At 68.2% G+C, this 22,613-nt stretch carries 22 protein-coding genes and 2 pseudogenes; 13 read left to right on the forward strand and 11 right to left on the reverse strand.

All coding sequences use genetic code 11. The annotated features are described in order from the left end of the window. Positions 1–283: 283 nt before the first annotated feature. The 3 genes from ACLLJJ_RS36445 to ACLLJJ_RS36455 form a co-directional block, all read right to left on the reverse strand. A complete protein-coding gene (locus ACLLJJ_RS36445) occupies positions 284–892 on the reverse strand; it encodes a GNAT family N-acetyltransferase (protein ID WP_434598956.1) in 609 nt (202 codons plus the stop codon). 64 nt (positions 893–956) lie between these two features. Then, positions 957–1,241: a cupin domain-containing protein gene (locus tag ACLLJJ_RS36450; protein ID WP_434598957.1), complete on the reverse strand. Its 285-nt coding sequence runs from the start codon at positions 1,239–1,241 to the stop codon at positions 957–959. Positions 1,242–1,325: 84 nt separating this feature from the next. Further along, positions 1,326–2,249, reverse strand: a complete 924-nt coding sequence (locus ACLLJJ_RS36455; protein ID WP_434598959.1) for a LysR family transcriptional regulator — start codon at positions 2,247–2,249, stop codon at positions 1,326–1,328. Positions 2,250–2,334: 85 nt separating this feature from the next. Between ACLLJJ_RS36455 and ACLLJJ_RS36460 the strand changes: the two genes are divergently transcribed. After that, on the forward strand, positions 2,335–3,261 hold the full coding sequence (locus ACLLJJ_RS36460; protein WP_434598960.1) for an EamA family transporter: 927 nt from the start codon (positions 2,335–2,337) through the stop codon (positions 3,259–3,261). 318 nt (positions 3,262–3,579) lie between these two features. On the opposite strand, the gene ACLLJJ_RS36465 is transcribed toward ACLLJJ_RS36460, so the two are convergent. The 4 genes from ACLLJJ_RS36465 to pdhA form a co-directional block, all read right to left on the reverse strand. Then, positions 3,580–5,076 carry a carboxylesterase/lipase family protein gene (locus tag ACLLJJ_RS36465; RefSeq protein WP_434598961.1) on the reverse strand — a complete coding sequence of 499 codons (1,497 nt, stop codon included), beginning with the start codon at positions 5,074–5,076 and terminating at the stop codon, positions 3,580–3,582. A 314-nt stretch (positions 5,077–5,390) separates the two neighbouring features. Continuing rightward, positions 5,391–6,776, reverse strand: a complete 1,386-nt coding sequence (locus ACLLJJ_RS36470; protein ID WP_434598963.1) for a dihydrolipoamide acetyltransferase family protein — start codon at positions 6,774–6,776, stop codon at positions 5,391–5,393. Continuing rightward, entirely contained in the window at positions 6,773–7,792 is a 1,020-nt protein-coding gene (locus tag ACLLJJ_RS36475) for an alpha-ketoacid dehydrogenase subunit beta (RefSeq protein WP_434598964.1), read from the reverse strand. The genes ACLLJJ_RS36470 and ACLLJJ_RS36475 overlap by 4 nt, the downstream gene beginning before the upstream one ends. A gap of 5 nt (positions 7,793–7,797) precedes the next feature. Then, positions 7,798–8,904 carry a pyruvate dehydrogenase (acetyl-transferring) E1 component subunit alpha gene (gene pdhA / locus ACLLJJ_RS36480; RefSeq protein ID WP_434598965.1) on the reverse strand — a complete coding sequence of 369 codons (1,107 nt, stop codon included), beginning with the start codon at positions 8,902–8,904 and terminating at the stop codon, positions 7,798–7,800. A gap of 163 nt (positions 8,905–9,067) precedes the next feature. Here pdhA and ACLLJJ_RS36485 point away from each other — a divergent pair, with 163 nt between their 5' ends. The 6 genes from ACLLJJ_RS36485 to ACLLJJ_RS36510 all read left to right on the forward strand — a co-directional run bounded on the left by ACLLJJ_RS36485 (position 9,068) and on the right by ACLLJJ_RS36510 (position 14,449). Further along, positions 9,068–9,526 (forward strand): Lrp/AsnC family transcriptional regulator, encoded by a 459-nt coding sequence (locus ACLLJJ_RS36485; protein WP_434598966.1) that lies wholly within the window; start codon positions 9,068–9,070, stop codon positions 9,524–9,526. 223 nt (positions 9,527–9,749) lie between these two features. Continuing rightward, positions 9,750–10,499, forward strand: a complete 750-nt coding sequence (locus tag ACLLJJ_RS36490; protein WP_434598967.1) for a FadR/GntR family transcriptional regulator — start codon at positions 9,750–9,752, stop codon at positions 10,497–10,499. A 646-nt stretch (positions 10,500–11,145) separates the two neighbouring features. Further along, the gene (locus ACLLJJ_RS36495) at positions 11,146–11,964 is read left to right on the forward strand and encodes an ABC transporter substrate-binding protein (RefSeq protein ID WP_434598968.1); all 819 of its coding nucleotides are present in this window, start codon (positions 11,146–11,148) and stop codon (positions 11,962–11,964) included. Between the two features lie 89 nt (positions 11,965–12,053). After that, positions 12,054–12,830, forward strand: a complete 777-nt coding sequence (locus ACLLJJ_RS36500) for an ABC transporter permease (protein WP_434598969.1) — start codon at positions 12,054–12,056, stop codon at positions 12,828–12,830. Beyond that, the gene (locus tag ACLLJJ_RS36505) at positions 12,803–13,603 is read left to right on the forward strand and encodes an ABC transporter permease (protein WP_434598970.1); all 801 of its coding nucleotides are present in this window, start codon (positions 12,803–12,805) and stop codon (positions 13,601–13,603) included. Before ACLLJJ_RS36500 ends, ACLLJJ_RS36505 begins: the two co-directional genes overlap by 28 nt. A gap of 24 nt (positions 13,604–13,627) precedes the next feature. Further along, on the forward strand, positions 13,628–14,449 hold the full coding sequence (locus ACLLJJ_RS36510; protein WP_434598971.1) for an ABC transporter ATP-binding protein: 822 nt from the start codon (positions 13,628–13,630) through the stop codon (positions 14,447–14,449). Positions 14,450–14,486: 37 nt separating this feature from the next. On the opposite strand, the gene ACLLJJ_RS36515 is transcribed toward ACLLJJ_RS36510, so the two are convergent. After that, the gene (locus tag ACLLJJ_RS36515; RefSeq protein ID WP_434598972.1) at positions 14,487–15,116 is read right to left on the reverse strand and encodes a TetR/AcrR family transcriptional regulator; all 630 of its coding nucleotides are present in this window, start codon (positions 15,114–15,116) and stop codon (positions 14,487–14,489) included. Between the two features lie 95 nt (positions 15,117–15,211). On the opposite strand from ACLLJJ_RS36515, the gene ACLLJJ_RS36520 reads away from it, so the two are divergent. The 5 genes and pseudogenes from ACLLJJ_RS36520 (at position 15,212) to ACLLJJ_RS36540 (ending at position 19,190) form a co-directional block, all read left to right on the forward strand. Further along, on the forward strand, positions 15,212–15,643 hold the full coding sequence (locus ACLLJJ_RS36520) for a VOC family protein (RefSeq protein ID WP_434598973.1): 432 nt from the start codon (positions 15,212–15,214) through the stop codon (positions 15,641–15,643). Positions 15,644–15,651: 8 nt separating this feature from the next. Then, complete coding sequence (locus ACLLJJ_RS36525) at positions 15,652–16,080, forward strand: GlcG/HbpS family heme-binding protein (protein WP_434598974.1); 429 nt, start codon at positions 15,652–15,654, stop codon at positions 16,078–16,080. Positions 16,081–16,118: 38 nt separating this feature from the next. Then, positions 16,119–16,964: an HpcH/HpaI aldolase family protein gene (locus tag ACLLJJ_RS36530; protein WP_434598976.1), complete on the forward strand. Its 846-nt coding sequence runs from the start codon at positions 16,119–16,121 to the stop codon at positions 16,962–16,964. 57 nt (positions 16,965–17,021) lie between these two features. Further along, entirely contained in the window at positions 17,022–17,561 is a 540-nt protein-coding gene (locus tag ACLLJJ_RS36535) for a cupin domain-containing protein (RefSeq protein WP_434598977.1), read from the forward strand. A gap of 376 nt (positions 17,562–17,937) precedes the next feature. Next, positions 17,938–19,190, forward strand: a pseudogene (locus tag ACLLJJ_RS36540) (IS3 family transposase). 218 nt (positions 19,191–19,408) lie between these two features. Here the strand turns inward: ACLLJJ_RS36540 and ACLLJJ_RS36545 are convergent. The 3 genes and pseudogenes from ACLLJJ_RS36545 to ACLLJJ_RS36555 all read right to left on the reverse strand — a co-directional run. Further along, positions 19,409–19,786, reverse strand: a complete 378-nt coding sequence (locus ACLLJJ_RS36545) for a hypothetical protein (RefSeq protein WP_434598978.1) — start codon at positions 19,784–19,786, stop codon at positions 19,409–19,411. Positions 19,787–20,253: 467 nt separating this feature from the next. Continuing rightward, positions 20,254–20,778 (reverse strand): RICIN domain-containing protein, encoded by a 525-nt coding sequence (locus tag ACLLJJ_RS36550; protein WP_434600621.1) that lies wholly within the window; start codon positions 20,776–20,778, stop codon positions 20,254–20,256. Further along, positions 20,755–20,970, reverse strand: a pseudogene (locus ACLLJJ_RS36555) (fibronectin type III domain-containing protein); the annotation flags it as partial. The gene ACLLJJ_RS36550 and the pseudogene ACLLJJ_RS36555, both read right to left, overlap by 24 nt. 14 nt (positions 20,971–20,984) lie before the next feature. Here ACLLJJ_RS36555 and ACLLJJ_RS36560 point away from each other — a divergent pair. Further along, on the forward strand, positions 20,985–22,358 hold the full coding sequence (locus ACLLJJ_RS36560) for an RICIN domain-containing protein (RefSeq protein WP_434598979.1): 1,374 nt from the start codon (positions 20,985–20,987) through the stop codon (positions 22,356–22,358). Positions 22,359–22,613 lie beyond the last annotated feature (255 nt).

Here is a 22,613-nt window from a genome sequence, read left to right on the forward strand (position 1 = left end):
CGCAACCACATCCCCGGCTTCGAAGGGCTGCGCGACGCCTGGGTTCCCGCCCAGCTCGAAGGGGGCGGCCGGCGATCCCCGAGCGAACGGCGCCGTTGTTCTGGGTACGCGTCGCGCGAGAGCCTTGGGCTCCTTCGGGTCGTACGGCTCGGATACGCAGGGCGACACCGGCGAGTGCACGCGGGGCACACCGGGCAGAGAGCGACGGGCGTGCGGCATGACCGGGCTGTAAAGGTCCGCGTTGTCTGCGAGTTCCAGAACCCCCGACGCCTTGGAGCGTGGATCAGCGTGCCGGGCGCCACATGGTGGTGACGACGTGGCCGGTGGCGGTGGTGATCTCGTCGCGGGGAGTGAAGCCGACACTTTCGTAGCGGGCGATGTTCGCGGGGTTGGACGATTCCAGGTAGGCGGGGGCGCTGAGGGCGTCGATGCGGGCGAGGCTCTCGGCGAGCAGGCCGATGCCGAGCCCCTTGCCGCGGTGGTCGTCGTGGACGCCGAGCAGGGTGAGGTAGTAGCACGGCTCGCCGGGGTGGGCCGCCTCCAGCTGGTCGTAGATCGCCAGGATCGCCTTGGCCGCCTCCGGGCCGGCGGCCTGCGCCAACAGATCCTCCAGGCCCTTCTCTTCTTGGTGGGTGAGCTCGGTGCCGCCCGGCGGAATCCACACGGCCGCAGCTTCGAGGCTGGGCGTGACCAGGGTCCAGGGGTAGCGCAGAGCGGAGGTGACGTACAGGCGCCACATGGCCGCCGCCTGCACGGCGCGCCGCGACTCGTCGGGGAAGGCCGGTCCCCACAGCGGGTCGTGGAAGAAGGCGGTGGTCATCGTGGAGACGATGGCGTCGATGTTCGCGGGGTTGGCTATCCGGGCGGAGATAGCCCGGTATGTGCTGGTCATCGCCGTACCGTAGCCGCATGGGGCTGCCAGGCGCTCGACGGATTTCGTCGACTTCAGGCGTCGGTTACTTCAGTTCGATCTCCACGAAGGCCAGCGGGGAGGTGCCGGCGTTGACGACTTCGTGTTCCCCGCCGGCCGGGCGGGCGTAGGACTCGCCTGCCCGCAGCTGCGAGGAGGTGACCGTTCCGTCGGGGGCGATCACGTTGGTTCGGCCATCGACGACCGGTACGACGACGTAGTCGTACTCGTGCACATGAGGGCCGGTGCTCTCGCCCGGCTCGAAGTCCCAGAGGGTGACACGCACCCGCTCGTCCTCGTGCTGCACACTTGCTCGGGCCGTAGTCGTCATCGTCGATCTCCTCATCGTTGGCTGCCGCATCAGCGCTGCGGGCAGGTGGGGAACATCCAGGTGGCAGGTTGGGCGCCCTGGTTTTCAGGGCGGCGGGGAGGGGTTGTCCCTGGCTGTGGTCGCGGTTCGCCGGGCGAGCAGATCGGTGACCAGGGTGAGTGGGGGCCAGCCGAGGCGGCCGTGGCGTGCGACGGCATAGGCCCGCAGCATCACCTGAGGGCCGGTGAGCGGCATCATGCGGACCCCGGGGAAGGTGGGGGTGCCGATCGGCAGCAGTCCCACGCCGAGCCCTGCGGTAATCATGCCCTGGACCAGGTCGAGGCTGTCGGCCTGGTGCGTGATACGGGGCGTGAACCCCGCCATTGAAGCCAGGGTGCGGATGACCGCCTCGTCGGCGGTATTGCGGGAGTTGACGATCCAGTCCCGGGCACGGAAGCGGGCGAACACCTCCAGGGTGTCCGCCCCGTCGGGCGGATCAGCGTGTGCGGGGACGCCCAAGCCCCACGGGGCACTCCACAGCGCGGTGGCGTGCAATGCGGGGCCGGGATCTGCCGGGGCGAGGCTGTAGTCGTAGGTGAGGGCCAGGTCCGTCTCGTCTGCGGCCAGTAGTTCCAGAGCCTCGGCGGGTTCGTGCTCGCGGACCAGGACGTGCAGCCCGGGGTGGGTGGCGGTCAGGCCGGTGACGAGGGGCAGCAGGTGGGCGCGGATGGCGGTGGCGAAACCAGCCACCCGCAGGGTTCCGCTGGGCTCCGCGCCTGGGGCGAGGTCCAGGCGCGCGGCCTCGACCGCGGCGAGGATCACCGCGCCGTGCTCGGCCAGGCGGCGGCCTGCCGGGGTGAGCCTGACCCGCCGCCCGTCCGGCTCGATCAGGGCGGCGCCCATCTCCCGCGCGAGGACGGTGAGCTGCTGCGAGACGGTCGAGGTGGTGGTGTCCATCACGTCGGCGACCGCACGCATCGATCCCAGCCGGGACAGTTCCACCAGTAGCCGCAGGCGCCGTGTCTCCATGGCGCTCATTGTCCAGGATCATCGAACGGAATGTCCATGATCAGCACGTGGACGCGAACGATATCCGCGCTCTCTACTGGAGCCCATGAGTCCGCTGAAGTCTTCACACCGGCCGCGCCCGAGCGGTGCCCAGACCGGGTTCCTCATGGCGGTGGCCGCCATGTCCACCGTCCAGCTCGGCTCGGCACTGACCGTGCCCCTGTTCGGCCAGCTCGGCGCGCTGGGCACCGCGGGGCTGCGCCTGGGATGGGCCGGCGTGCTTCTCCTCATCCTTATCCGGCCCCGGCGCCGCGACTTCACCCGCCAAGACCTCCTGGCCTGCACCGTGCTCGGAGCCGTGACCGCGGGCATGATGCTGTTCTTCATGCTGGCCCTGACCCGCCTGCCGCTGGGCACCGCGAGCGCGCTGGAGTTTCTCGGCCCGCTGGTCGTGTCCCTGTACGGGCCCGGCCACGGCCGCAAGGCGTGGACCGCGGCGGCCGCGATCGGCGTCGTGCTGCTGACCGAGCCCTGGCACGGCGGCCTCGACCCGCTCGGGGCGGGATACGCGCTGGCTGCCGCGGCCTGCTGGGCCGCCTACATCCTGCTGACCCAACGCGTCGGCGACAGCGTCACCGGCCTGAAGGGACTGGCTATCTCCATGCCCGTCGCGGGCATCCTCGGCATGCTCATCGCCGCACCCACCATCTCGGCCCATGTCACCTGGACAGCCTTGTGGATCATGCTCGCGCTGGCCGCCCTGAGCCCCGTGCTCCCCTTCGCCCTCGAATTCCTCGCCCTGCGCCGCCTGACCACCTCTGCCTTCGGCACCCTGATGAGCCTGGAGCCCGCCATCGCCATGCTCATCGGCCTCCTCGTGCTCGGCCAGATACCCGGCCTGGCACCGGCAGTCGGAATCGCCTTCGTGGTCCTCGCCGGCATCGGCGCCACCCTCACCGGCGCCCGCTCTACGGCGGCACCCGCGCCCAGCGCACTGCGTGGGACGCAACCCTGCCTCCCGGAAGCGTCGTGAGCGGGGATGTGAACGCAGTGGGTGAACCACAGGAGAGCCGTCCGGCACCCGGGTCCGCTCAGCCGAACGCGGAGAAAGCCCGTTTCTCCCTCTCCCTCTGAGAATCCCGCACGGTGCTCCAGTCCAAGCCTGCCGCGCCTGGTCCCGCGTCTGCTCGGCCGCCTTGCGAGTCCCGGCCGGCACGTCACCCAGCTCCCGGACCAACCCGTCGTGCATCCGGAGCCCTTGCCGACGCTCCCGATCTGGCCACGTCCAGCGCAAGCCGGTGGTGCCCCTTCCATGACAGGGGCACCACCGGGGCGGGTCTGCTTATTCGAGCTACTCCTCGCGCTGTGACCTGATCATGTCGCAGAGCGGAGTGGCGATGAGGTCCAGCGGCTTGGTCGCAGTCAGGTCATCGATGAGGGTGAACTGGGGCGCGACGCTGTCGCAGGCCGGCCAGGGTGTTCCGTCGGGGCTGCTGGGGATGCCGGTGCGCGCGAATTCGGTCCAGGCGTGCTGGACGGTGTCGGATACGTCGGCATCGACGCTGTTGTAGAAGTCGCCGGCCGCGACCGTGCCGAAGAGGTAGGGGATTTCGGCGGAGTGCTTGGCGAGCAGCCCGGATTTGATGGATCCCGGGGAATGGCGGGCGAAGTCGTAGAAGTAGGTCGTGCGGTCGAGCGCGGCGAAACGGCGGTAGGTGGCCAGGGCGGGCTCGTGCCAGATGGCCGCGGTGGACAGTTCTACCAGTGCTTCGTAGGGGGCTGATCCGCGCTCGGTGAAGTGAGCGATGATGTCGTCGGCGCGCTCGCCTCCCAGCCTTCTGGCCATGTGGGCGAGCGTTTCGGGGGTATAGACCTCGGCCGGGTCGACGTCGCGGGGCGGGAAGACGCCGCCCGGAGCGTGGAACATGCGGGATTCGTCCCGGGTGACTCCGAACATGACCTCCACGTCCTCGGCCCAGCCGGAGAAGTCCTCGGTGACGATCTGGCCGTCCGCGGCCGGGTACCACACCAGGTTCGCGGGCGTATGCACCTGGCCTGCGGGCGGGAACTGTCCCGACTCCTTCAGCGAGGCCGCCGCCACCTTCTCCGCCGGGGCCTTGCGCAGTTCCTCGATGTCGCTGGTGCCCAGGTGGCGGAAGACGTTCTCGGTGGCATGCGTGGAGCGTCGGTTGCTGGGCGAGTCGACAGCGGCGTAGTCCTCGAACCCGGCGCTCATGACGATGGCGCGGTGGAACAGACCGCGTGCGGAGGGTGTGTGGAGCAGTGCGCGGGTCGCGGCGCCGCCGGCGGACTGGCCGGAGATCGTGATGTTGTCGGGGTCGCCACCGAAGTTGGTGATGTTTCGCTTCACCCATTCCAGGGCGGCGACCCAGTCCTGCACGCCCAGGTTGGGGCTGATCTGCGGGTGTGCGAGGAAGCCGAAGGCGCCCAGGCGGTAATTCAGTGTCACCAGCGTGATGTCGCGCTGCGCCAGCGGCCCGCCGGGGTACCAGTCCTGGGAGGAGGAGCCGATGAGGAAGCCGCCTCCGTGGATCCAGAACACGACGGGCCGACGCGCCTTGGGATCCAGGGTGGTGGTGTAGACGTTCAGGTAGAGGCAGTCCTCGCTCTGGTCGGCCCCCATGTCGACACCGGCGTTGATCGCCTGGATCGCGATGTTCCCGAAGCGGGTGGCATCCCGCACGCCGTCCCAGGGTGCGGGTGCGGCGGGCGGGGCCCAGCGAAGCTCGTCCACTGGCGGCGCCGCGTACGGCAGGCCCAGGAAGCTGTAGAGGCTTTCCTCTGCCTTGCCGGCGATCAGCCCTTGTTCGATGCGCACAGGCTCCACGGTTACTCCTGACTGTTTACAACAGGCCGCACGGCCGACCTCGCGCCGTCCGCGGGCGCTGCGGTTGTGAGCGCCACCGACCAAACAACGGCGGATGGGGGGCAGGCTCCCAGTCGTGACTGAGCGAGCGGGCTGAAGCTCGACCGTAAGAGAAACGAACGTTTCTGCTTTGTGAACGGTACGACTCAACCGCGCAAGGCGCAAGCAACGTTTCCGTTTAGTCATCCGCAGGCTGCTCCGCTGGAGCGCGGTTGTGCGCAGATCTGATCCGGGACATCGAACCCTGTGGCCTCCCGGCCCCAGGGGCCGGCTCGTCACAGATCGACTATCAGCGTCTCCGGGTGCTCGACGCAGTCAGCCACGTAGCGCAGGAAGCCACCGGCGACCCCGCCGTCGCAGACGCGGTGATCGAACGTGAAGGACAACTGCGTGACCTTCCGCACGGCCAGCTCGCCCTGCAGCACCCAGGGCTTGTCGACGATGCGGCCGATGCCGAGGATCGCCGCTTCGGGGTGGTTGATGATCGGCGTGGAACCATCGACTCCGAACACGCCGTAGTTGTTCAGGGTGAAGGTGCCGCCGGTCAGGACCTCGGGGGGCAGACTGCCTGTGCGGGCGAGCGCGGTCAGCCGGGCCAGTTCCGCGCCGAGTTGCGCGGTCGTCATGCGATGGGCGTCACGCACCACAGGAACCATCAGCCCGCGCGGCGTCTGGGCGGCGAAGCCGAGATGTACCGCGGAGTACCGCACGATCTCGTTCTGAGCCGTGTCCACTGAGGAGTTGAGCTCAGGGAAGCGCTGGAGCCCCGACACGCAGATGCGAGCCAACAGGGCCAGGAGACCAAGGGGTTGGTCCGGCGCTGCGGCCTGAAGCACTTTCTTGACGCGCAGCAGATTCGTGGCGTCCGCGTCGACCCAGGTGGTGGCGTCGGGGATCTCGGTACGACTGCGGGTGAGCTTCTCCGCGATCGCTCGGCGCAGCCCACGCAGCGGAATACGCTCGACGCCATCCGCCTGAAGCGCTCCCGGGGTTGTTTCCTGGCGTGCGCTGTTGTCCGCCGAGCCGGCGGGGACGGCGGGTGGCCCGCTGCGGGCGATGGACTGTTCGATGTCTTTTCGCAGGATCACTGCCGAGGGGCCACTGGGTGTCACCTGAGCGATGTCGATGCCGTGATCGCGGGCCAGTTTGCGCACGAGCGGTGAGAGCACGCGGGGCGCGCCTTGAGTGCCGGAGTCCCGCAGCCTGACCGCCGCGTCCGGCGGCGCACTGTCGGACTGCGTGGGGGCCGGTGCGGCCTGCTGACTTCCGGTCGGCGAGCTGTGGCGGATGCGGCGGCGTCGGCGCGGGGTGCCCGCGTGGCCGGTGCCGTATCCGATCAGTACGTTGCCGGAGCCGCCTTGTTCCTCCTCGCGATACTGTTCTGCCGCCGCCGCGCCCGCGTCCGCGGAGGGGCCGACCGAGATCAACGGGGCGCCCACGTCGACGGAGTCCCCGGCCTTCCCGTGCAGGTGCAGGACGGTGCCGGCGAAGGGCACAGGTACCTCGACGGCGGCCTTGGCCGTCTCGACCTCGACGACCACCTGGTCGATCTCGACCGTGTCACCGACCGAGACCGTCCAGCCGATGATCTCGGCTTCGGTCAGGCCCTCACCGAGGTCGGGTAGGCGAAAGAGCTGTTCCTTGGCTGTTCCGGTGCTCATGCTGCCCCCTTGGCAAGGTGGCGGAGGTCGGGCTCGTCGCCGAACTGGAGGCGGTCGACGGCATCGAGGATGCGGTCGACGCCGGGCAGGTGGGCGTGCTCCAGCTTCGGCGGCGGGTAGGGGATGTCGAAGCCGGCCACGCGCAGCACCGGGGCGGACAGGGAGTGGAAGCACCGCTCCTGAACCCGTGCGGCGACCTCGGCACCCACGCCGGCGAAGCCTTGCGCTTCCTGCACCACGACGCAGCGGCCGGTGCGTCGTACCGATGCCGCCACCGTCTCGTCGTCGAAGGGAACCAAGGTGCGCAGGTCGACGACCTCCAGGTCGATGCCGCTCTCGGCGGCGGCGACTTCGGCGGCCTCCAGGGCCACCGGCACGGACGGGCCGTAGGCCACCAAGGTCGCGTCGCGTCCATGGCGGCGGACCGCAGCCTGGCCGAACGGCTTGGCCTGGCGTGCGGTGAGGTCGGCTTCCTGCTTGGACCAGTACAGCTTCTTGGGTTCCATGAAGATCACCGGGTCCGGATCGGCGACGGCGTCCCGCAGCAGCCAGTAGGCGTCCTCGGCGGTCGCGGGGGTGACGACCTTCAGGCCGGGCGTGTGGGCGTAGTACGCCTCGCTGGAGTCGCAGTGGTGCTCGACGCCCCCGATGCCGCCGGCGAAGGGGATCCTGATGACCATCGGCATGGAGATCTTGCCCCGTGTGCGGTTGCGGAGCTTGGCGACGTGGGAGGCGATCTGCTCGAAACCGGGGTAGGCGAACGCGTCGAACTGCATCTCGATGACGGGCCGGTACCCGCCCATCGCCATGCCGACCGCGAAGCCGACGATCCCGGCCTCGGCGAGCGGGGTGTCGAAGCAGCGCTGCTCGCCGAAGTCGCGGGTGAGGCCGTCGGTGATGCGGAACACGCCGCCCAGTGCTCCGACGTCCTCGCCGAATACGAGGACCCGCTCGTCCTCGTGCATCGCGTCGCGCAGCGCCGTATTGAGCGCCTGGGCCATGCTTAGCGTGCTCATGATGTTCAGTCCTCCTGTGCGTGGAGCTCAGCCGTCAACGCCTCGCGCTGCTCCAGCAGCTGAGGTGTCGGCTCGGCGTAGACGTGGTCGAAAAGCTCCAGCGGGTCGACGGTGGTGTCGGCGTTCATCCGGGCCCGCACATCCGCGGCGAGTGCCTCGGCCGCCGCGCGAGCGGACACTATGTCGTCCTCGCTGAGCAGTCCCCGAGCACGCAGATGTGTCTCCAGGCGCACCAGCGGGTCAGCCGCCGTCCACTCCTCCACCTCGGCCGCTTCGCGATAGCGGGTCGCGTCGTCGGCGTTGGTGTGTGCGTCCATCCGGTAGGTGTGCGCCTCCACCAGGAAGGGCCCCTGACCGGACCGGGCGTGCTCGACGGCTGCGGAAAGGACCGAGAGCACGGCGAGAAGGTCATTGCCGTCGACCTGCTCGGAGGGCATGCCGTACCCGACGCCCTTGTAGGCGAGGGAGGGTGCCGCGCTCTGGCGGGCCAGCGGGACGGAGATGGCGTACTTGTTGTTCTGAACGAAGAACACCACCGGGGCTTTGAACACGGCGGCGAAGTTCAGCGCTTCGTGGAAATCTCCTTCGCTGGTGCCCCCGTCACCGACCAGGGCCATCACGACACCGTCGTCGCCCTTGCTGCGCAGGGCGTGCGCCATGCCGGTGGCATGCAGCAACTGGGTGGCCAGCGGGGTGCACTGGGGTGCCACCCGGGTGGCCATGGGGTCGTAGCCGCAGTGCCAGTCGCCGCGCAGGAGCGTCAGCACTTCGATGGGATCCACGCCGCGCGTCACCAGGGCGGCGGAGTCGCGGTAGGTGGGGAACAGCCAGTCGTCCTCGCGCAGCGCCAGCACACTGGCGACCTGACACGCCTCCTGGCCACGGCTCGACGGGTAGACAGCCAGTCGGCCCTGCTTGGTCAGCGCGGTCGCCTGGGTGTCGAAGCGGCGGCCCAGCACCATCCGCCGGTACGCCTCACGCAGCAGCCCATCATCGGGTTCGACGTACCCGGCCGGAGGCTTGACCGAGGTGCCGTCCTCGGAGACGAACCGGACCGGCGACAGCGAGGGAAGCAGGCCCTGCACCGTCTGCCGAAGAGTTTTCACGGACATGCAGCGAACCCGCCTTCTTCGAGACACTTGACAGGAGAATCGTGCGCAGAAGTGAATAGATGCACAAGATGCGGGCCTGATTGGCGACATACTGCCGAAGAAGCTGGACGAACGGAGCAATATGTCATCGGAAACAGAACCCGCTGGGGCGTCGGCCGGACACATGGCACCCCATCTGGACGAGACGGACCGGGCGATCCTCGCCGAGCTCCTCCAGGACGGACGGATCTCGATCCGCGCGCTGGCCGAGCAGATCCACATCTCACGCGCCAACGCCTACACCCGGATCAACCGCCTGGTCTCCGACGAAGTGATCGCCGGATTCACCGCGCAACTGAACCCGAAGAACGCAGGGCTGAGCACCAGCGCCTATGTCACCGTCACCATCGAGCAGAACAGTTGGCGCACAGTGGCCGAGGCGTTGCGCACCATCCCGTACATCGAGCACATCGCACTCGTCGGCGGCGACTTCGACGTCCTGGTCCTGGTTCGCACGCCGGACAACTCCGCTCTGCGCCACGTCGTGCTGGAACGCGTCCAGGAGATCGCGGGAGTACTCGCCACGCGCACCTGGCTGGTCTTCGAGGAGCATGCCGGCCGGAGCGTGGACTGGGCGCAGTGAGCGGTGCGTGGCCGTTTCCCGCACTGAGAAGCCACGGTTGGTGAAGGCCATCCGTGCCCCCTCCCCGGCGCCGCTTGGCGGCGCATTCGCCACCGCAGGGGCTCATGGGAGGGGGCCCCATGTTGGGCGGCCCACGTGCGACAATCGGCGAGTCACCGTGTGACCTAGTGAGTTCATTCGCCGCACCAGCGCGGTCGGCGCCGGTGCGGAGGTATGAGGCAAAGTGGAGAACGGCCTGGTCAGTGGTTCCTTCCGGCGGAACAGGACGCGGGCTGCCGAGCAGGTACTGGACGATCTTCGCTCGCAGATCCTCGTCGGCCATCTGGCGCGCGGGACGCGTCTGCCCTCGGAGCGGGATCTCGCCGCCCACTATGACGTCAGCCAGCCGACCGTCCGGGAGGCGTTGCGGGCGCTGAGTGCCATGAGCCTGGTGGAGATCAGGCACGGCTCCGGCACCTATGTCGTCGCGGAGACGTCGAAGCTGCTCTCTTCGGCGATGACCGCCGTGGTGCAGCTCGAACAGGTTGACCTGCTCGCGATCCTGGAGGTCTCCGAAGCCCTGTATGTGAAGTCGGTGCGACTGGCCGTCGGTGACATCACCGACGCGGATCTCGCGAGGCTGAGCGAGGCTGCCGACCGCTGCAGACCGGGTGCCGACGACCTCGACCTCACCGAAGGGCTTGCCAGTTTCCTGAAGGCCCTGGCTGCTGTTTCGCGCAACCCGCTCCTGATCAGTCTCTCCGGTTTTCTCATCGACACGCAGATCACGTTGGCAAAGGAAGCCGCCCGGCGAACGCCGTCGGTGTGGCACCGCATCGCCGGCCAACTGAGCACCGAGCGCACGGCGATCATCGAGGCGCTCCGAAACGCAGACGGCCCCGCGGCTGAGGTGGCCGTGCTGACCTACACGGCCCGCGGAATGGCGTTGGTGCGGGAGAACATCGGCGAACAGCCGCGCCTCGACGCCTCCTGATCCGAGACGCCTTCTGACCCGAGCCCGTCCAGCTCCGGCAAGCCAACTGGGCCGCGTCGACGTCCGGACGGCGCGTAGGCCGTGAAAGGCGGGCCCGTTGCTGCCGCCTCTGCGACGTCCGTACTGATGTCATGCGCATGGCATATCACGGGGCGCTCGGCGGCCGCCGACGGCTGCGATCGTCCGGCGCTTCGCGAGGAGAGGGGCGCCTCCGCCGCATTCCCCTGGTGCTCGCGGCGCCGCAGGGAGACCGGAAATCGTTGCCGACCTACCCCTTGACGCCGGTGAGGTGTGTCGCCATTCTCAAGTCACCAAGTGACTTGGTGTCTCTTCCTTGTTCTCCTGCCGATCATCTCTACCTCACCAGAGGCCCCCGTTCCGCGGGGGCCAGTCAACCCTTGCGGGCCCGCTCGCACCGCCTCTCGCACCCGCCCCTGTGCCAGGGCGGCCGTGCTGTGGAGCGAAGGTCCCCTGTGCGTAGCTAGGAGAAACACCCATGAGCAGTCGTCCACGGGTCGCCGCCGTTGTATTGGTCAGTGCCCTTGCAATGGCGGGTTGCGGCTCCACCCCGCCTGCGCGGGACCAAGCGGCGAAGGGCTCAGCGGCCGGTACCGAAATCAACGTCGGCGGTGGGGTTGGCGCTTTCATGGCCCCGCTCACCACCGATGCCTTCGCCAAGGAGGGCTTGAAGATCAATCGCAAGCCTGTCAATTCGGGTTCCGCGGCCGTGCCGTTGATCCTCAACGGTCAGTTGCAGTTCTCCGCCACCGACGCGACGGGCGCGCTGACCGCGATCTCCAAGGGCATGCCGTTGGTCATCGTCGCAGCGGCTTCCGTCAGCGGCCGGACGCCTGATGACGACTCCACAGCGGTGCTCGTCAAGAAGAACGCGTCGATCCGCTCCGCGTCCGATCTCGCGGGCAAGAAGGTGGCTGTCAATGGCATGGGCAACATCTCGCAGTTGTCCGCGGCCGCGGCGATCGACAAGCTGGGCGGGGACTCCAGCAAGGTCGACTTCGTGGAAATGCCGCCCCACGCGATGAATGGCGCGGTGGGGAACGGCGCGGTGGACGCGGCGGTGACCAGCGAGCCCGGTGTCGTGCAGGGCCAGGCCGCTGGACTGCGGCCCCTGCTCTCCCCGATGTCCAAGGCGCTGCCGGGCGTCCCGATCTTCGTCTACGTGACCAGCAAGTCGTACCTCGCCGAGCACCGCGACGTGGTCGAGAAGTTCGCTCGCGCCATGACCAAGGCGAACGAGTACGCGGCCCAGCATCCCGACTTCGTCCGCTCCTACGCCAAGAAGTCGTCACACCTCACCGCTGCTCAGGCCGCCGACATGATTCTCCCTCAATTCCCCTCGGCCACGCCCGACAAGGCCGCGCTGCAGCGTGTCGTGGACACGATGATCACGTACAAGACCATCAGCGCGCCGATCGACGTGGACAAGGCGGTCCTGACGCCGTGATGTCCACAGCCTCCCGCTCCGCGACCCCGCCCAAGACGCGGCTCCCTGGTGATACGACGGCTCCCACACCAGGCCGCAGCACGCCGGCGGTGCTGCGAGGACGCACCGCGCGGTTGCTGGCCGCCCGCCTCTTGTGCGCCGCGGCACTCGCCGGCGTATGGCAATACCTGGTGGCCTCCGGAGCCCTGACCCGTGAGGCGGTGGCCGCGCCGACCGAGATCGTACGAGCACTGGGCTCCTTGGTGACGACCACTGAGTTCTGGACGACTGCCGGCGACACCGTCCGTACCTGGGCGATCGGCCTGGACCTCTCCCTGGTGATCGCACTCCCGGCAGGTCTGCTGTTCGGTGCCAGCGAGCTCGCGTACCGCATGTCCCGGATCACCGTCGACTTCCTGCGCACCATCCCCCCCATAGCCCTTCTTCCCCTGGCGCTTTTGCTCTACGGGGCGACGGAGAAAATGGCGCTGGTTCTCGTGGTCTTCGGCTCGGTGTGGCCGCTGCTGCTCCAGACCATGTACGGCGTGCACCAGATCGACCCGGTGACCGCCGACGTGGCGCGCGCCTACCGGTTGCCGCGCAGCCAACGTGTGAGAGCGGTCATGCTGCCCAGCGCGGCGCCGTTCATCGCGACCGGCGTCCGGATCGCGGCGACCATCAGCCTCTTGCTGGCCATAGGCGCCGAGCTGCTCGGCGGGGCTGCCGGCCTCGGCAACGCCATCGCGCAGGCCCAGCAGACGCAGGACATGCCGACGATGTACGCGTTCGTTCTCGTCAGCGCCCTGCTGGGCGTCGCGCTCAACCTGGCAATGACCCGAGCGGAGAGGAGCGTCCTTTCATGGCACCCCGCACACCGAAACCGCTGAACGGTGCGGCTCGCAGGATCGGACGCCTCGGCGTCGAAATCCTGCCCCCCGTCGCTCTCATCACCGTGTGGTGGTTCGCCAGTTCGGCCAGCACATCGCTGTACTTCCCGCCCCTGCGCACCATAGTGACAGCACTCCGGCAGGACTGGCTCTTCGCCCAGTTCGGCTCGGACGCCGTGCCGAGCCTGGAGCATCTGGCAGCGGGCTTCGTCCTGGCCACAGCCGCAGGCGTCCTCGTCGGCCTGGCACTCGGCCTCGTTCCCTTCCTCGCCGACACCGTCTCCCCGCTGCTCGAGTTCGCCCGCGCGACGCCGAGCGTGGCGCTGGTGCCGGCCGCGGTCCTGCTCATGGGGGTCGGCACCGAAGTGCAGGTGGTGGTGATCGCCTCCGCGACCGTCTGGCCGGTCCTGCTGAACACCGCGGACGGTGTGCGCAGCCTCGATCCGGTGCTCGCCGACGTCGCCCGCAGCTACCGCATCCGGCGCCGGGACCGTCTGGTGATGGCGCTCCGCGCGGCCAGTCCGCAGATCGTGGCCGGGATGCGCACCGCCCTGTCCATCGGCGTCATCATGATCGTCTTCAGCGAGATGGTCGGTTCGGCCCACGGTATCGGCTTCCAACTGCTGCAGGACCAACGGAACTTCGACATCCCGGGCATGTGGGCCGGCATGGTCCTGCTCGGTGTTCTCGGATACCTCCTCAACATCGCATTCCGCGGCTTCGAACGGGCCCTCCTGGGCTGGCACCGCGGCATGCGGCGCACCCACCTGTAGCGGATCAACGACGGGAACGGCTCCATGTCAGGAACACAGACCCCCCAGCCCTCGCCCACCACCCCGATCCTCTCCGTACGCGGGCTCTCCAAGAGCTACCGCACCGGCAGCGGGGACCGGCTCGTCCTGGACGAGGTGAACTTCGACGTCGAGCGCGGCGCCTTCGTATGTATCGTCGGACCGTCCGGAGCCGGTAAAACCACCCTGCTGCGCTGCATGTCCGGGCTGCTGGCCCCCACGGGGGGCGGCGTCTACCTCGACGGCGAACGCGTGGAGCGGCCACCGGCCCGGCTGGCCCTGGTGTTCCAGGACTACAGCCGCTCCCTCATGCCGTGGATGTCGGTCCAGCGCAACGTCATGCTGCCCATGCGCTCACAGGACATCCGCAAGTCCGAGCGCGCCGAACGCGCCCGCTCCGCGCTGGAGGCAGTGGGCCTGAGCGGCAGCGCCGACCAATACCCCTGGCAGCTGTCCGGCGGCATGCAGCAGCGCGTCGCCATCGCACGGGCGTTGGCCTACCAGCCCGATGCCCTGTTGATGGACGAGCCGTTCGCCTCGGTTGACGCCCAGACCCGTGCGGAACTGGAGGACCTCATCCTGAGCGTGCGCAACCAGTACGGCGTGACGGTCATCCTGGTCACCCACGACATCGACGAGGCGGTCTACCTCGGTGACGAAGTGACCGTGCTCTCGGGGTCTCCGACCCGGGTGCGCGAACGCATTCCGGTCGAGCTCGGCGCAGACCGGGACCAGCTCTCGACCAAGGCACTGCCCGAGTTCGCTGCGCTGCGCAGCCGTGTGCTGCAGCTCATCCGCGAGGAACGCGCTCCAGCTTCGGCCGCCTGACCGCCGCCGGCCTGATCGGCCTGCCGGGGATGGGCTCTCAGGCGCCCTGGATCTTTGCCTCGCCCGGGCCGAGAGCCGCCCCCAGGTCGGACATGCCACGGCTGAGTGTTTCCAGGGTCAGATCGGAGGCGAGATGGTGGCTGACGATCATGCCGTGCATCAGGGCGAAGACCACCGACGCGGTGGCCTTCGTATCGGCCTCGGGCGGCAGATGTCCGTCTTCCTTCCAGCGGGTGGTGAGTTCCGACAGGCGCTGATGCGCCTCGTCGTACAACACGCGGGCGTGCTCGCGCAGCGGGGGGCGTCTCAGGGCTTCGGACCAGATCTGCACCGCGATACGGGACAGGTCGTAGTCCGGGTTCTCGGTGCGGCCGTGCAGCTCGTCCACGAGGACGCTCAGCGTCTGCGTCGGCGAGGGCGTGGGACGCACCTCCAGCAGGCGGACGAAGATGTCGACCACCAGGGCGAGACCAGCTTCGGCCGTCGCGTCGATCAGCTCTTCCTTGCTGCGGAAGTAGCGGTAGACCGCACTGGAGGACATCCCTGTCGCGGCGATCACCTCGTCCATCGACGTGGCATGAAAGCCGTTGCGGGAAAAGCAGCCCCAGGCGCTGGTCAGGACGTGTTCGCGGCGCTTGGCCCAGGTCTTTTCGCTAATTCTTGGCACCCGCCAACGCTATACGGAAACGAACCCTTGCGCTATGAGATGTCAATGGTTAACGTAACAAAGACGAAACGTTCGTTCCTCTTTGAGGAGTTATCTTGCCGCCCACAACGACGTCCGGCGTGCATCACGTGACCTTCCCGGTCTCCGATCTCCAGGCCGGCATCAGCTGGTACGAGCGAGTCCTGGAGGCGGCGCGCATACCGCGCCTGGACCATCACGATCCATCCGGAGCCCTCTTCGCCGTCATCATGAGGCTGCCCGGCCTCGCGGTACCCGTGCAGTTGCGGATCGCCCCCGCGGCGGCGGACGCACTGGCCGGATTCGCTCCGGTCACCCTCAGCGTTCCCGACCTCTCCGCGCTGGAGCAGTGGGCCGGACACCTGGACGCCCTGGAAGTCACCCGCACCGAGATCCGCCGTGCCCGCATCGGCCATTGCCTCGATCTGCGCACCCCGGACGGCATGAACATCCAGCTCTACACCGAAGCGGCCGGCCCGCTCGAAACCGTCGCGTTCACCGAAGGCTGAGGCATCCCATGCTCACTTACCCCCAGGCCGCCACCATGGTGGAACGTGCTCTGGCCCATGCGCGGGACAACGGCTTCCCCCCGATGACAGTCGCGGTCCTGGGCGCGGGCGGCCGACTGATCTCCTTCGGCCGCGAGGACGGTTCAAGCCTGCTGCGCGAACGCATCGCCCGGGGCAAAGCCCACGGCGCCCTGAACATGGGGGTGGGCAGCCGGAGCCTGGCAGGCAGGGCCAAGTCCCATCCCGACTTCGTCAACGCGCTCGTGGCGCTGGCCGACGGCGACCTCGTACCCGTCCCCGGCGGAGTCCTGGTCCGCGACGTCGACGAGAACATCGTCGGCGCGGTGGGCGTCAGCGGCCATCAGCCCGACAACGACGAGGACTGCGCGATCCAGGCCATCCGCGCCTGCGACCTGCGCCCCGACCCCGGCGCTTGAACCCGATCCTCACCCTCCCCACCTATAGGAGAATCCCGGTGTTCGACACTGACAACCGACTGCTCACCATGATCGAGCAGCAGCAGATTCCGCTGGGCATGCAGTGCTTCACTGGTCACCGCGCCCTGATCGAAGTCATGGGCCTGACCGGCTTCGACTTCGTCATGATCGACACCGAGCACTCACCGGCCGACCCCCGAGCCATGGAAGACTCCGTCCTGGCCGCCGAAAGCGTCGGCCTCGTACCCCTGGTACGCGTCCCGCACTGCGACGACGAGACCGCCATCCGCCGCGCAATGGAAGCCGGCGCACAGGGTCTGTTCGTGCCCATGGCCAAATCCGCGGCCGATGTGCAGCGGGTCCTGGACGCCGCACTCTTCCCGCCTATGGGAACCCGCGGCATCTGCCCCTCCACCCGGGCCGCCAAGTACTCCTTCCGCAGCTTCGTGGAGTACGCCGAATGGAACAACCGCAACCTCGTCGTCATCCCCCTCATCGAGCACCCCGACGCCGTCGACAACATCGACGAGATCTGCGCCCTCGACCAGGTCCGCATCCTCGCGTTCGGCGCCGGAGACCTCGCCTACGCCCTGGGCGAGGGCACCAACATGACCAAGAGCCCCAAGATCCGCGAGGCATACCAGAAGGTCAAGGCCGCGGCCGAACGCCATAACGTAGCCATCATGGGCGGCCCGGTTCTCGACCCCACCGCCGAAGGATGCACCAAGGCCCTGGAAGACGGCGTCAAGGTCTTCTGCCTTGGCCTGGACGTACTCGGCTTCCGCCGTTTCTGCGAGGACACCGTCCACGCGCTGCACACCGCCGCCCAGAACTCGGCTCTCTCCCGGCCCCTCCCGCCGGCCAGCGGCTTCCCGGAGCGCTAATCCCCGCCGCGCCGCCCGCTCAGCTGTTCAAAGAACATAGGGAACGAGGAACGTGACATGACCGCACGTCTCAATCGGTACGTGGTGGGACCCGACGCCGAGGGCCGCTCAGCTGTCCTGGACGACGCACTGGGTGACGTCCAGTCCAAGGAAGGGTTCTTCTGGCGGTCCACCCTGTGGGCCACGCAGGAAATGCCGGTCGACAACACCATCGAGGGCGACCGGTCCCTCGCCCCGGGGGCCCGGCGCGAACCCTTCCCGCAGGGGATGCTGTGCCGGGCACTGGAGATCCCGCCGGATGCGAAGGACGCCGACGACCACCGGCAGGTCTTCGCCGCCCTCAACGAACAGGCGCAGCAGACCCACACACCCAGCGCCGCCGACTCCCAGCGCCACCCCACGATGCACCGCACCGACACCCTCGACTGCATCACCTGCGTCAAGGGCGAGATCTACCTGATCACCGACGTCGAGGAGGTCCTCATGCGCCCGGGTGACACCGTGATCATCCGAGGGACCAATCACGGCTGGAGCAACCGCTCCGACGCTCCGTGCCTCCTGGTCGGCACCATGATGGACGCCCGGCCAGGCGCCTGACAGCCGGCCGGGCGGAGCGCGTGCTGTGCACCCTCGCCCGGCCGGCACTCCACCCGCACGTTCCCCTTGTGGCGCCAGGTACGCGCAAGCGGTCAGGCGGGTCGACAAGCTCAGGCGAGGGCGAACACACGACCGTCTGTGTCCTGCTCCCACCAGTCCGATAACGCCGACGAAGTGCTGGCTTCGACTCGCCGTGGCGAGTCGAGGGCCAAGCAGTCTCAATCTCACACGAACAAGAGGCCAAGGTGCCAGCTTTCCACTCCAACGGAGCGCTCCTGCACTACGAAGACTCCGGCGACGGACGCCCGGTCGTGTTCTTGCACGGGTGAACCGCCCCGGGTCAGGTAGAGACTCGATTCCGTGAAAGGATTGAGTCATGGCACGACCTTCCCGTTACCCGCTTGAGCTGCGCCGTCGCGCGGTGCGCATGTTCGCCGAGGTCCGCGGCGACTACCCGACCGAGACAGCAGCACTGCAGTCCGTCGCCGAAAAGTTGGACATCGGTTCCCGAGAGACGCTGCGGAACTGGGTGAAGCAGCACGAGATCGACGCCGGACAGCGGCCGGGAACGACGACGGAGGAGTCCGCCCAGCTCAAGGCGCTGAAGAAGGAGAACGCCGAGCTGAAGCGGGCGAACGACATCTTGAAGGCTGCGGCGTCTTTCTTCGCGGCCGAGCTCGACCGGCCACACACACGCTCGTAACGTTCATCAACGAGCACCGGGACCGCTTCGGCGGCGTCGAGCCGATCCGCAGAACGCTCACCGAGCATGACTGCAAGATCACCCCCTCCACCTACTAACCCCACAAGAAACGCCTAGAGAACCCCGCCGCCCGCACGGTGCGCGATGCCGGAACCAAGACACGGATCCAGGAGATCCACACCACCAACTACCGTGTCTACGGCGCCCGCAAGATCTGGCGCGAGCTGCACCGGCAAGGTCACGAGGTGGCCCGCTGCACTGTCGAGCGCCTGATGCGTGAGCTGGGCATCACCGGCGCGGTCCGCGGCAAGAAGATCGTCACCACGGTCCCCGACGAGCGGGCCGAGCGGGCCCCCGACCTGGTCGACCGCGACTTCGTCGCCTCGGCGCCGAACCGCTGCTGGGTAGCCGACTTCACTCATGTCGCCACCTGGTCCGGAGTCGTCTACGTCGCTTTCGTCGTGGACACCTTCTCCCGCCGCATCGTCGGTTGGTCTGCCGCGACCAACAAGGAGACCAGGCTGGTCCTGGACGCACTCGAGATGGCTCTGTGGCAGCGCGACCGGGATGAACTCCCCTACTCGCGTGGCGAGTTGATCCATCATTCGGATGCCGGGTCGCAGTACACGAGTTTCAAGCTCGCCGAGCATCTGGACGCCGCCGGCATCGCAGCGAGTATTGGATCAGTCGGAGACGCATACGACAACGCCCTGATGGAATCGACGATCGGCTTGTACAAAACCGAGTTGATCAAACCGCAGCGGCCCTGGAAGAACCTCTCCCAGGTCGAACTCGCCACCGCCGAGTGGACCGACTGGTACGTCCACCACCGCCTGCACGGTGAGATAGGGCACATCCCACCCGCCGAGTACGAGGCCAACCACTACAAGGAATCCACGAAACCCCAGTTCACCACAACAATCTGAGATCTCTACCGAACCCGGGGCGGTTCACTCAGCCCTCGGCCAGCAGAGCCCGATCAACTACGAACAGCGATCAACTACGCTGGCCTCCGCCGCATAACAACCGGTGTCCACGATCAAGGGTGAAGGCCCGGCTCGTTCGGTCATCACCATGTCTTTGGTGGGGTAGCTGCCCTTGACCTGCGCCATGGCCGTCGGGTCGCCGCCGTAGTCGTGGAACGCTACGCCGTCCACGGCGTTGAACGCGTCGCTGGGCGAGCCAGGGTTGCCGAGGACGCCGAGCCGGACGCGGCGGTGGTGGTCAGGTCCGTCTGTTTCGAGAGCTTGTACGGGGTGGCCGCCAGACCGGTTGCCGGGTCGGTATACCAGTTCCCGTTGCTGGGGCCGAATCCCGGCGCTGTGGACTCTGAGCTGAAGTACACCTGCACCGAGGTCGTGGCTGCGGCGGCCGGCGTTGCGTCGACGGCGGCCAGGGCAGTGGGAGCGAGCAGCGCACCGGTCGCTACTGTGGCGGCGGCGAGGATCGCCCGCCGGCCGCGTCCGAAGGGCGTACGGGCTCGTGCGTTGGTTCTCCTGCCACGGAGATACCGCGATTCCATGGACCCTCCTGATGATGGCTGGAACGGACGGTGGCACCCCTTGAGCGGGCACGACCGAGACTCGGCAGAGCGGGCACACGCCGGGGTGAGTACGGGGCACGGCCCGTCCTGACCGCGGGCCGGCCGCTGTTTCTTGCGTTGCTCGCGCACCCCTGTCGGAGGCCGCAGAGGTCGGTCTGCGCCAGACCTGCGTATATGCGGCGGGCCGTCTACAGGGATATAGGGAAAGCCGGGGCCGGCCCTCCCCCAGAACGGGCCGGCCCCGGCGGTCACTGGTCCACTGCTCCGGGTGGAGCAGGGCACTTGGGTAAGGCCGGTCGCCGGAAGCGCTCCAGCGGCAGTGGACAGGTCGCGGCGGCTGGAGCACCGTGGCCGGTCGCGGCGGACGGTCGGATCCGCCGCGACCGGGCTGTCAGGAATGATCGGAAGGAATCATCCCCGTACTTGGGGTGATGCGTCCTTCCGGCTCAGGACTGGGGCACGAGCCGGAAGGTCTGGGCGGGGCCGTTGTGGCAGGTCCATTGCTGGGTGCGGGCACCGTTGGCGGTGGAGGCGTCGGCGATGTCGAGGCACTTGCCGCTGTTGCGGGCGCTGAAGGTGTAGGTGTTGTTGCCTCGGTCGGCGGGCAGCCACTGTTGGTTGGTGCCGCCGCCGTAGGTCCACAGGTGTACGGAAGCTCCGTTGCCGGTGGCACCAGGCCCTCCGTCGACGTCCCAGGCGAGGGTAGTCGTGTTGCGGCTGACGACCCGGTAGTTACCACCGGTGGTGGGCTGCAGCTGCCACAGCTGGTTGCTGTTCGCTGCCTGGCAGGTCCACTGCTGGAGCCGGGTGCCGTTGGAGGTCGACCCTCCGGTGGCGTCGAGACACTTGCCGCTGCCGGTGTTGATGACCTGGTACCACTTGGTCGGGTCGATGTCGCCGCCGCCGGTGCCGGGGGAGGTGGTGGTGGCGGCGGTGTTGGAGGCGGCGGAGGCGTTGCCGGCGGCGTCGATGGCCCGCACGGTGTAGGAGTAGGCGGTCTCCGGGGTCAGGGAGGTGTCGGTGTACTGGGTGGCGGTGCCGGAGGTGGTGGTGATCAGGCTCGAGCCTCGGTAGACGCGGTAGCCGGTGACACCGACGTTGTCGGTGGAGGCGTTCCACCCGAGAGTCACCGAGGTGGCGCCGGCGGCGGTGGCGGTGAGACCGCCCGGAGTGGACGGTGCCTGGTTGTCAGCGGGTCCGCTCGTTCCTGACCAACAACTCCCTCATCGGCGGCAGCCTGAAGGCGGAGAACTACCAGGACTACGCCGACTACCTGGTCAAGTCGATCAAGGCGTACGGGCAGGAAGGCATCACGCTGACCGACCTGACCGTGCAGAACGAACCCGAGTTCGCGGCCGGCTACCCGTCGATGACCATGACATCGGGCCAGCAGGCCGACTTCTTCAAGGTCCTCGACCGCACCCTGACAGCAGCCGGCCTGCCCACCAACCTCCTGGCCTACGACCACAACTGGGACCACCCCAACTACCCGATCGAGGTCTTCAACAACACCCAGGGCCTCAACCGGGTGATCGGCGCCGCCTTCCACTGCTACGGAGGCAACCCCTCGGCCCAGCAGCAGGTCGTCAACGCAGGCAAGCGCGTCTTCTTCACCGAGTGCTCCGGTATCGAGAGCGCCAACCGGGCCGCCACCTACGCCGACACCCTCCAGTGGCACGCCGAGAACCTCGTTGTGCAGAACATGCGCAACGGCGGCGAGACCGTCATCAACTGGAACCTCGCCCTGGACCAGAACGGCGGCCCCCACCAGGGAGGCTGCGCCGATCGCTGCAACGGCATCGTCGAGATCGCGAACGGCAACGTCACCCGCGGCGCCGAGTACTACGTCCTCGGCCACGTCACGAAGTTCATCAAGGCCGGAGCCACGCGCATCGGCTCCACCAGCCAGGGCAGCGGAGGCGTGGAGAACGTCGCCTTCCAGAACCCTGACGGCTCTCGCGCCGCCTACGTCGTCAACACAGCCGGCAGCGCCCAGCGCTTCTCCCTGACCGACAACGGCAAGTCCCTCGCCTACACCCTCCCCGCCGGCGCTGTCGCGACCTTCGTGTGGAACGGCAACGGCGGCCCCACCGACCCGCCGCCCACCGGGCCCATCGACCCCGCAGCCTGGTACCAGGTCAAGAACAACAACAGCGGCGCCTGCCTCGACGCCGCCGACTGGGGCACGGCTGACGGCACCGCGCTCCAGCAGTGGGCCTGCGGCACCGGCGTCAACCAGAGCTGGCAGTTCCGACCCACTTCCGACGGGAACTACCAGGTCGTCAACCGCCACAACTCCAAGGCATGGGACGTCGACGGTGGCCCCAGCGCCACTTCGAACGGCGCCAAGGTGCACCTATGGACCTACGGAGGAGGCTCCAACCAGCAGTGGCGGCCCGAGCCGGTCGGCACGAACGGCCAGTACCGCTTCACCGCACGCCACAGCGGCAAGTGCCTCACCGTGAACGGCTCCTCCACCGCCAACGGCGCCAAGCTCTCCCAACAGTCCTGCGATGGCTCCACCGCCCAGGCGTTCACCCTGACCGGCTGACGAAACCTACCGATCACTAGCTGACGCATCAGGGCCCGGTCCTCCCGATCGGGCCCTGATGCGGTCTTCCTGAGCGTCGATGCAGGTGAGCCGCCCCTCGGGGTGTCGGCACCGGTCCCGGCATCGGCAACGTCCTGTCCCAGGAATTCCTCTTTTCCGGCGGAATCCTGGCGCCCCTCTGGTTCCTCCCGCTCGTCTGGGAGCGCCAGCCCACCCAGGAAAGTGGGGGCACCCCTCAGCCGATCGTCGCGGAGC

The sequence above is a fragment of the Streptomyces sp. A5-4 genome, from assembly GCF_051131715.1.
Classification (GTDB): Bacteria; Actinomycetota; Actinomycetes; order Streptomycetales; family Streptomycetaceae; genus Streptomyces.

Coding starts and splice junctions, on each gene's coding strand:
- ACLLJJ_RS36460 (WP_434598960.1), top strand. CDS start 2,335: ATGAGTCCGCTGAAGTCTTCACACCGGCCGCGCCCGAGCGGTGCCCAG.
- ACLLJJ_RS36445 (WP_434598956.1), bottom strand. CDS start 892: ATGACCAGCACATACCGGGCTATCTCCGCCCGGATAGCCAACCCCGCG.
- ACLLJJ_RS36475 (WP_434598964.1), bottom strand. CDS start 7,792: ATGAGCACGCTAAGCATGGCCCAGGCGCTCAATACGGCGCTGCGCGAC.
- ACLLJJ_RS36495 (WP_434598968.1), top strand. CDS start 11,146: ATGGCCCCGCTCACCACCGATGCCTTCGCCAAGGAGGGCTTGAAGATC.
- ACLLJJ_RS36510 (WP_434598971.1), top strand. CDS start 13,628: ATGTCAGGAACACAGACCCCCCAGCCCTCGCCCACCACCCCGATCCTC.
- ACLLJJ_RS36505 (WP_434598970.1), top strand. CDS start 12,803: ATGGCACCCCGCACACCGAAACCGCTGAACGGTGCGGCTCGCAGGATC.
- pdhA (WP_434598965.1), bottom strand. CDS start 8,904: ATGTCCGTGAAAACTCTTCGGCAGACGGTGCAGGGCCTGCTTCCCTCG.
- ACLLJJ_RS36535 (WP_434598977.1), top strand. CDS start 17,022: ATGACCGCACGTCTCAATCGGTACGTGGTGGGACCCGACGCCGAGGGC.
- ACLLJJ_RS36450 (WP_434598957.1), bottom strand. CDS start 1,241: ATGACGACTACGGCCCGAGCAAGTGTGCAGCACGAGGACGAGCGGGTG.
- ACLLJJ_RS36470 (WP_434598963.1), bottom strand. CDS start 6,776: ATGAGCACCGGAACAGCCAAGGAACAGCTCTTTCGCCTACCCGACCTC.
- ACLLJJ_RS36485 (WP_434598966.1), top strand. CDS start 9,068: ATGGCACCCCATCTGGACGAGACGGACCGGGCGATCCTCGCCGAGCTC.
- ACLLJJ_RS36455 (WP_434598959.1), bottom strand. CDS start 2,249: ATGGAGACACGGCGCCTGCGGCTACTGGTGGAACTGTCCCGGCTGGGA.
- ACLLJJ_RS36545 (WP_434598978.1), bottom strand. CDS start 19,786: ATGGAATCGCGGTATCTCCGTGGCAGGAGAACCAACGCACGAGCCCGT.
- ACLLJJ_RS36525 (WP_434598974.1), top strand. CDS start 15,652: ATGCTCACTTACCCCCAGGCCGCCACCATGGTGGAACGTGCTCTGGCC.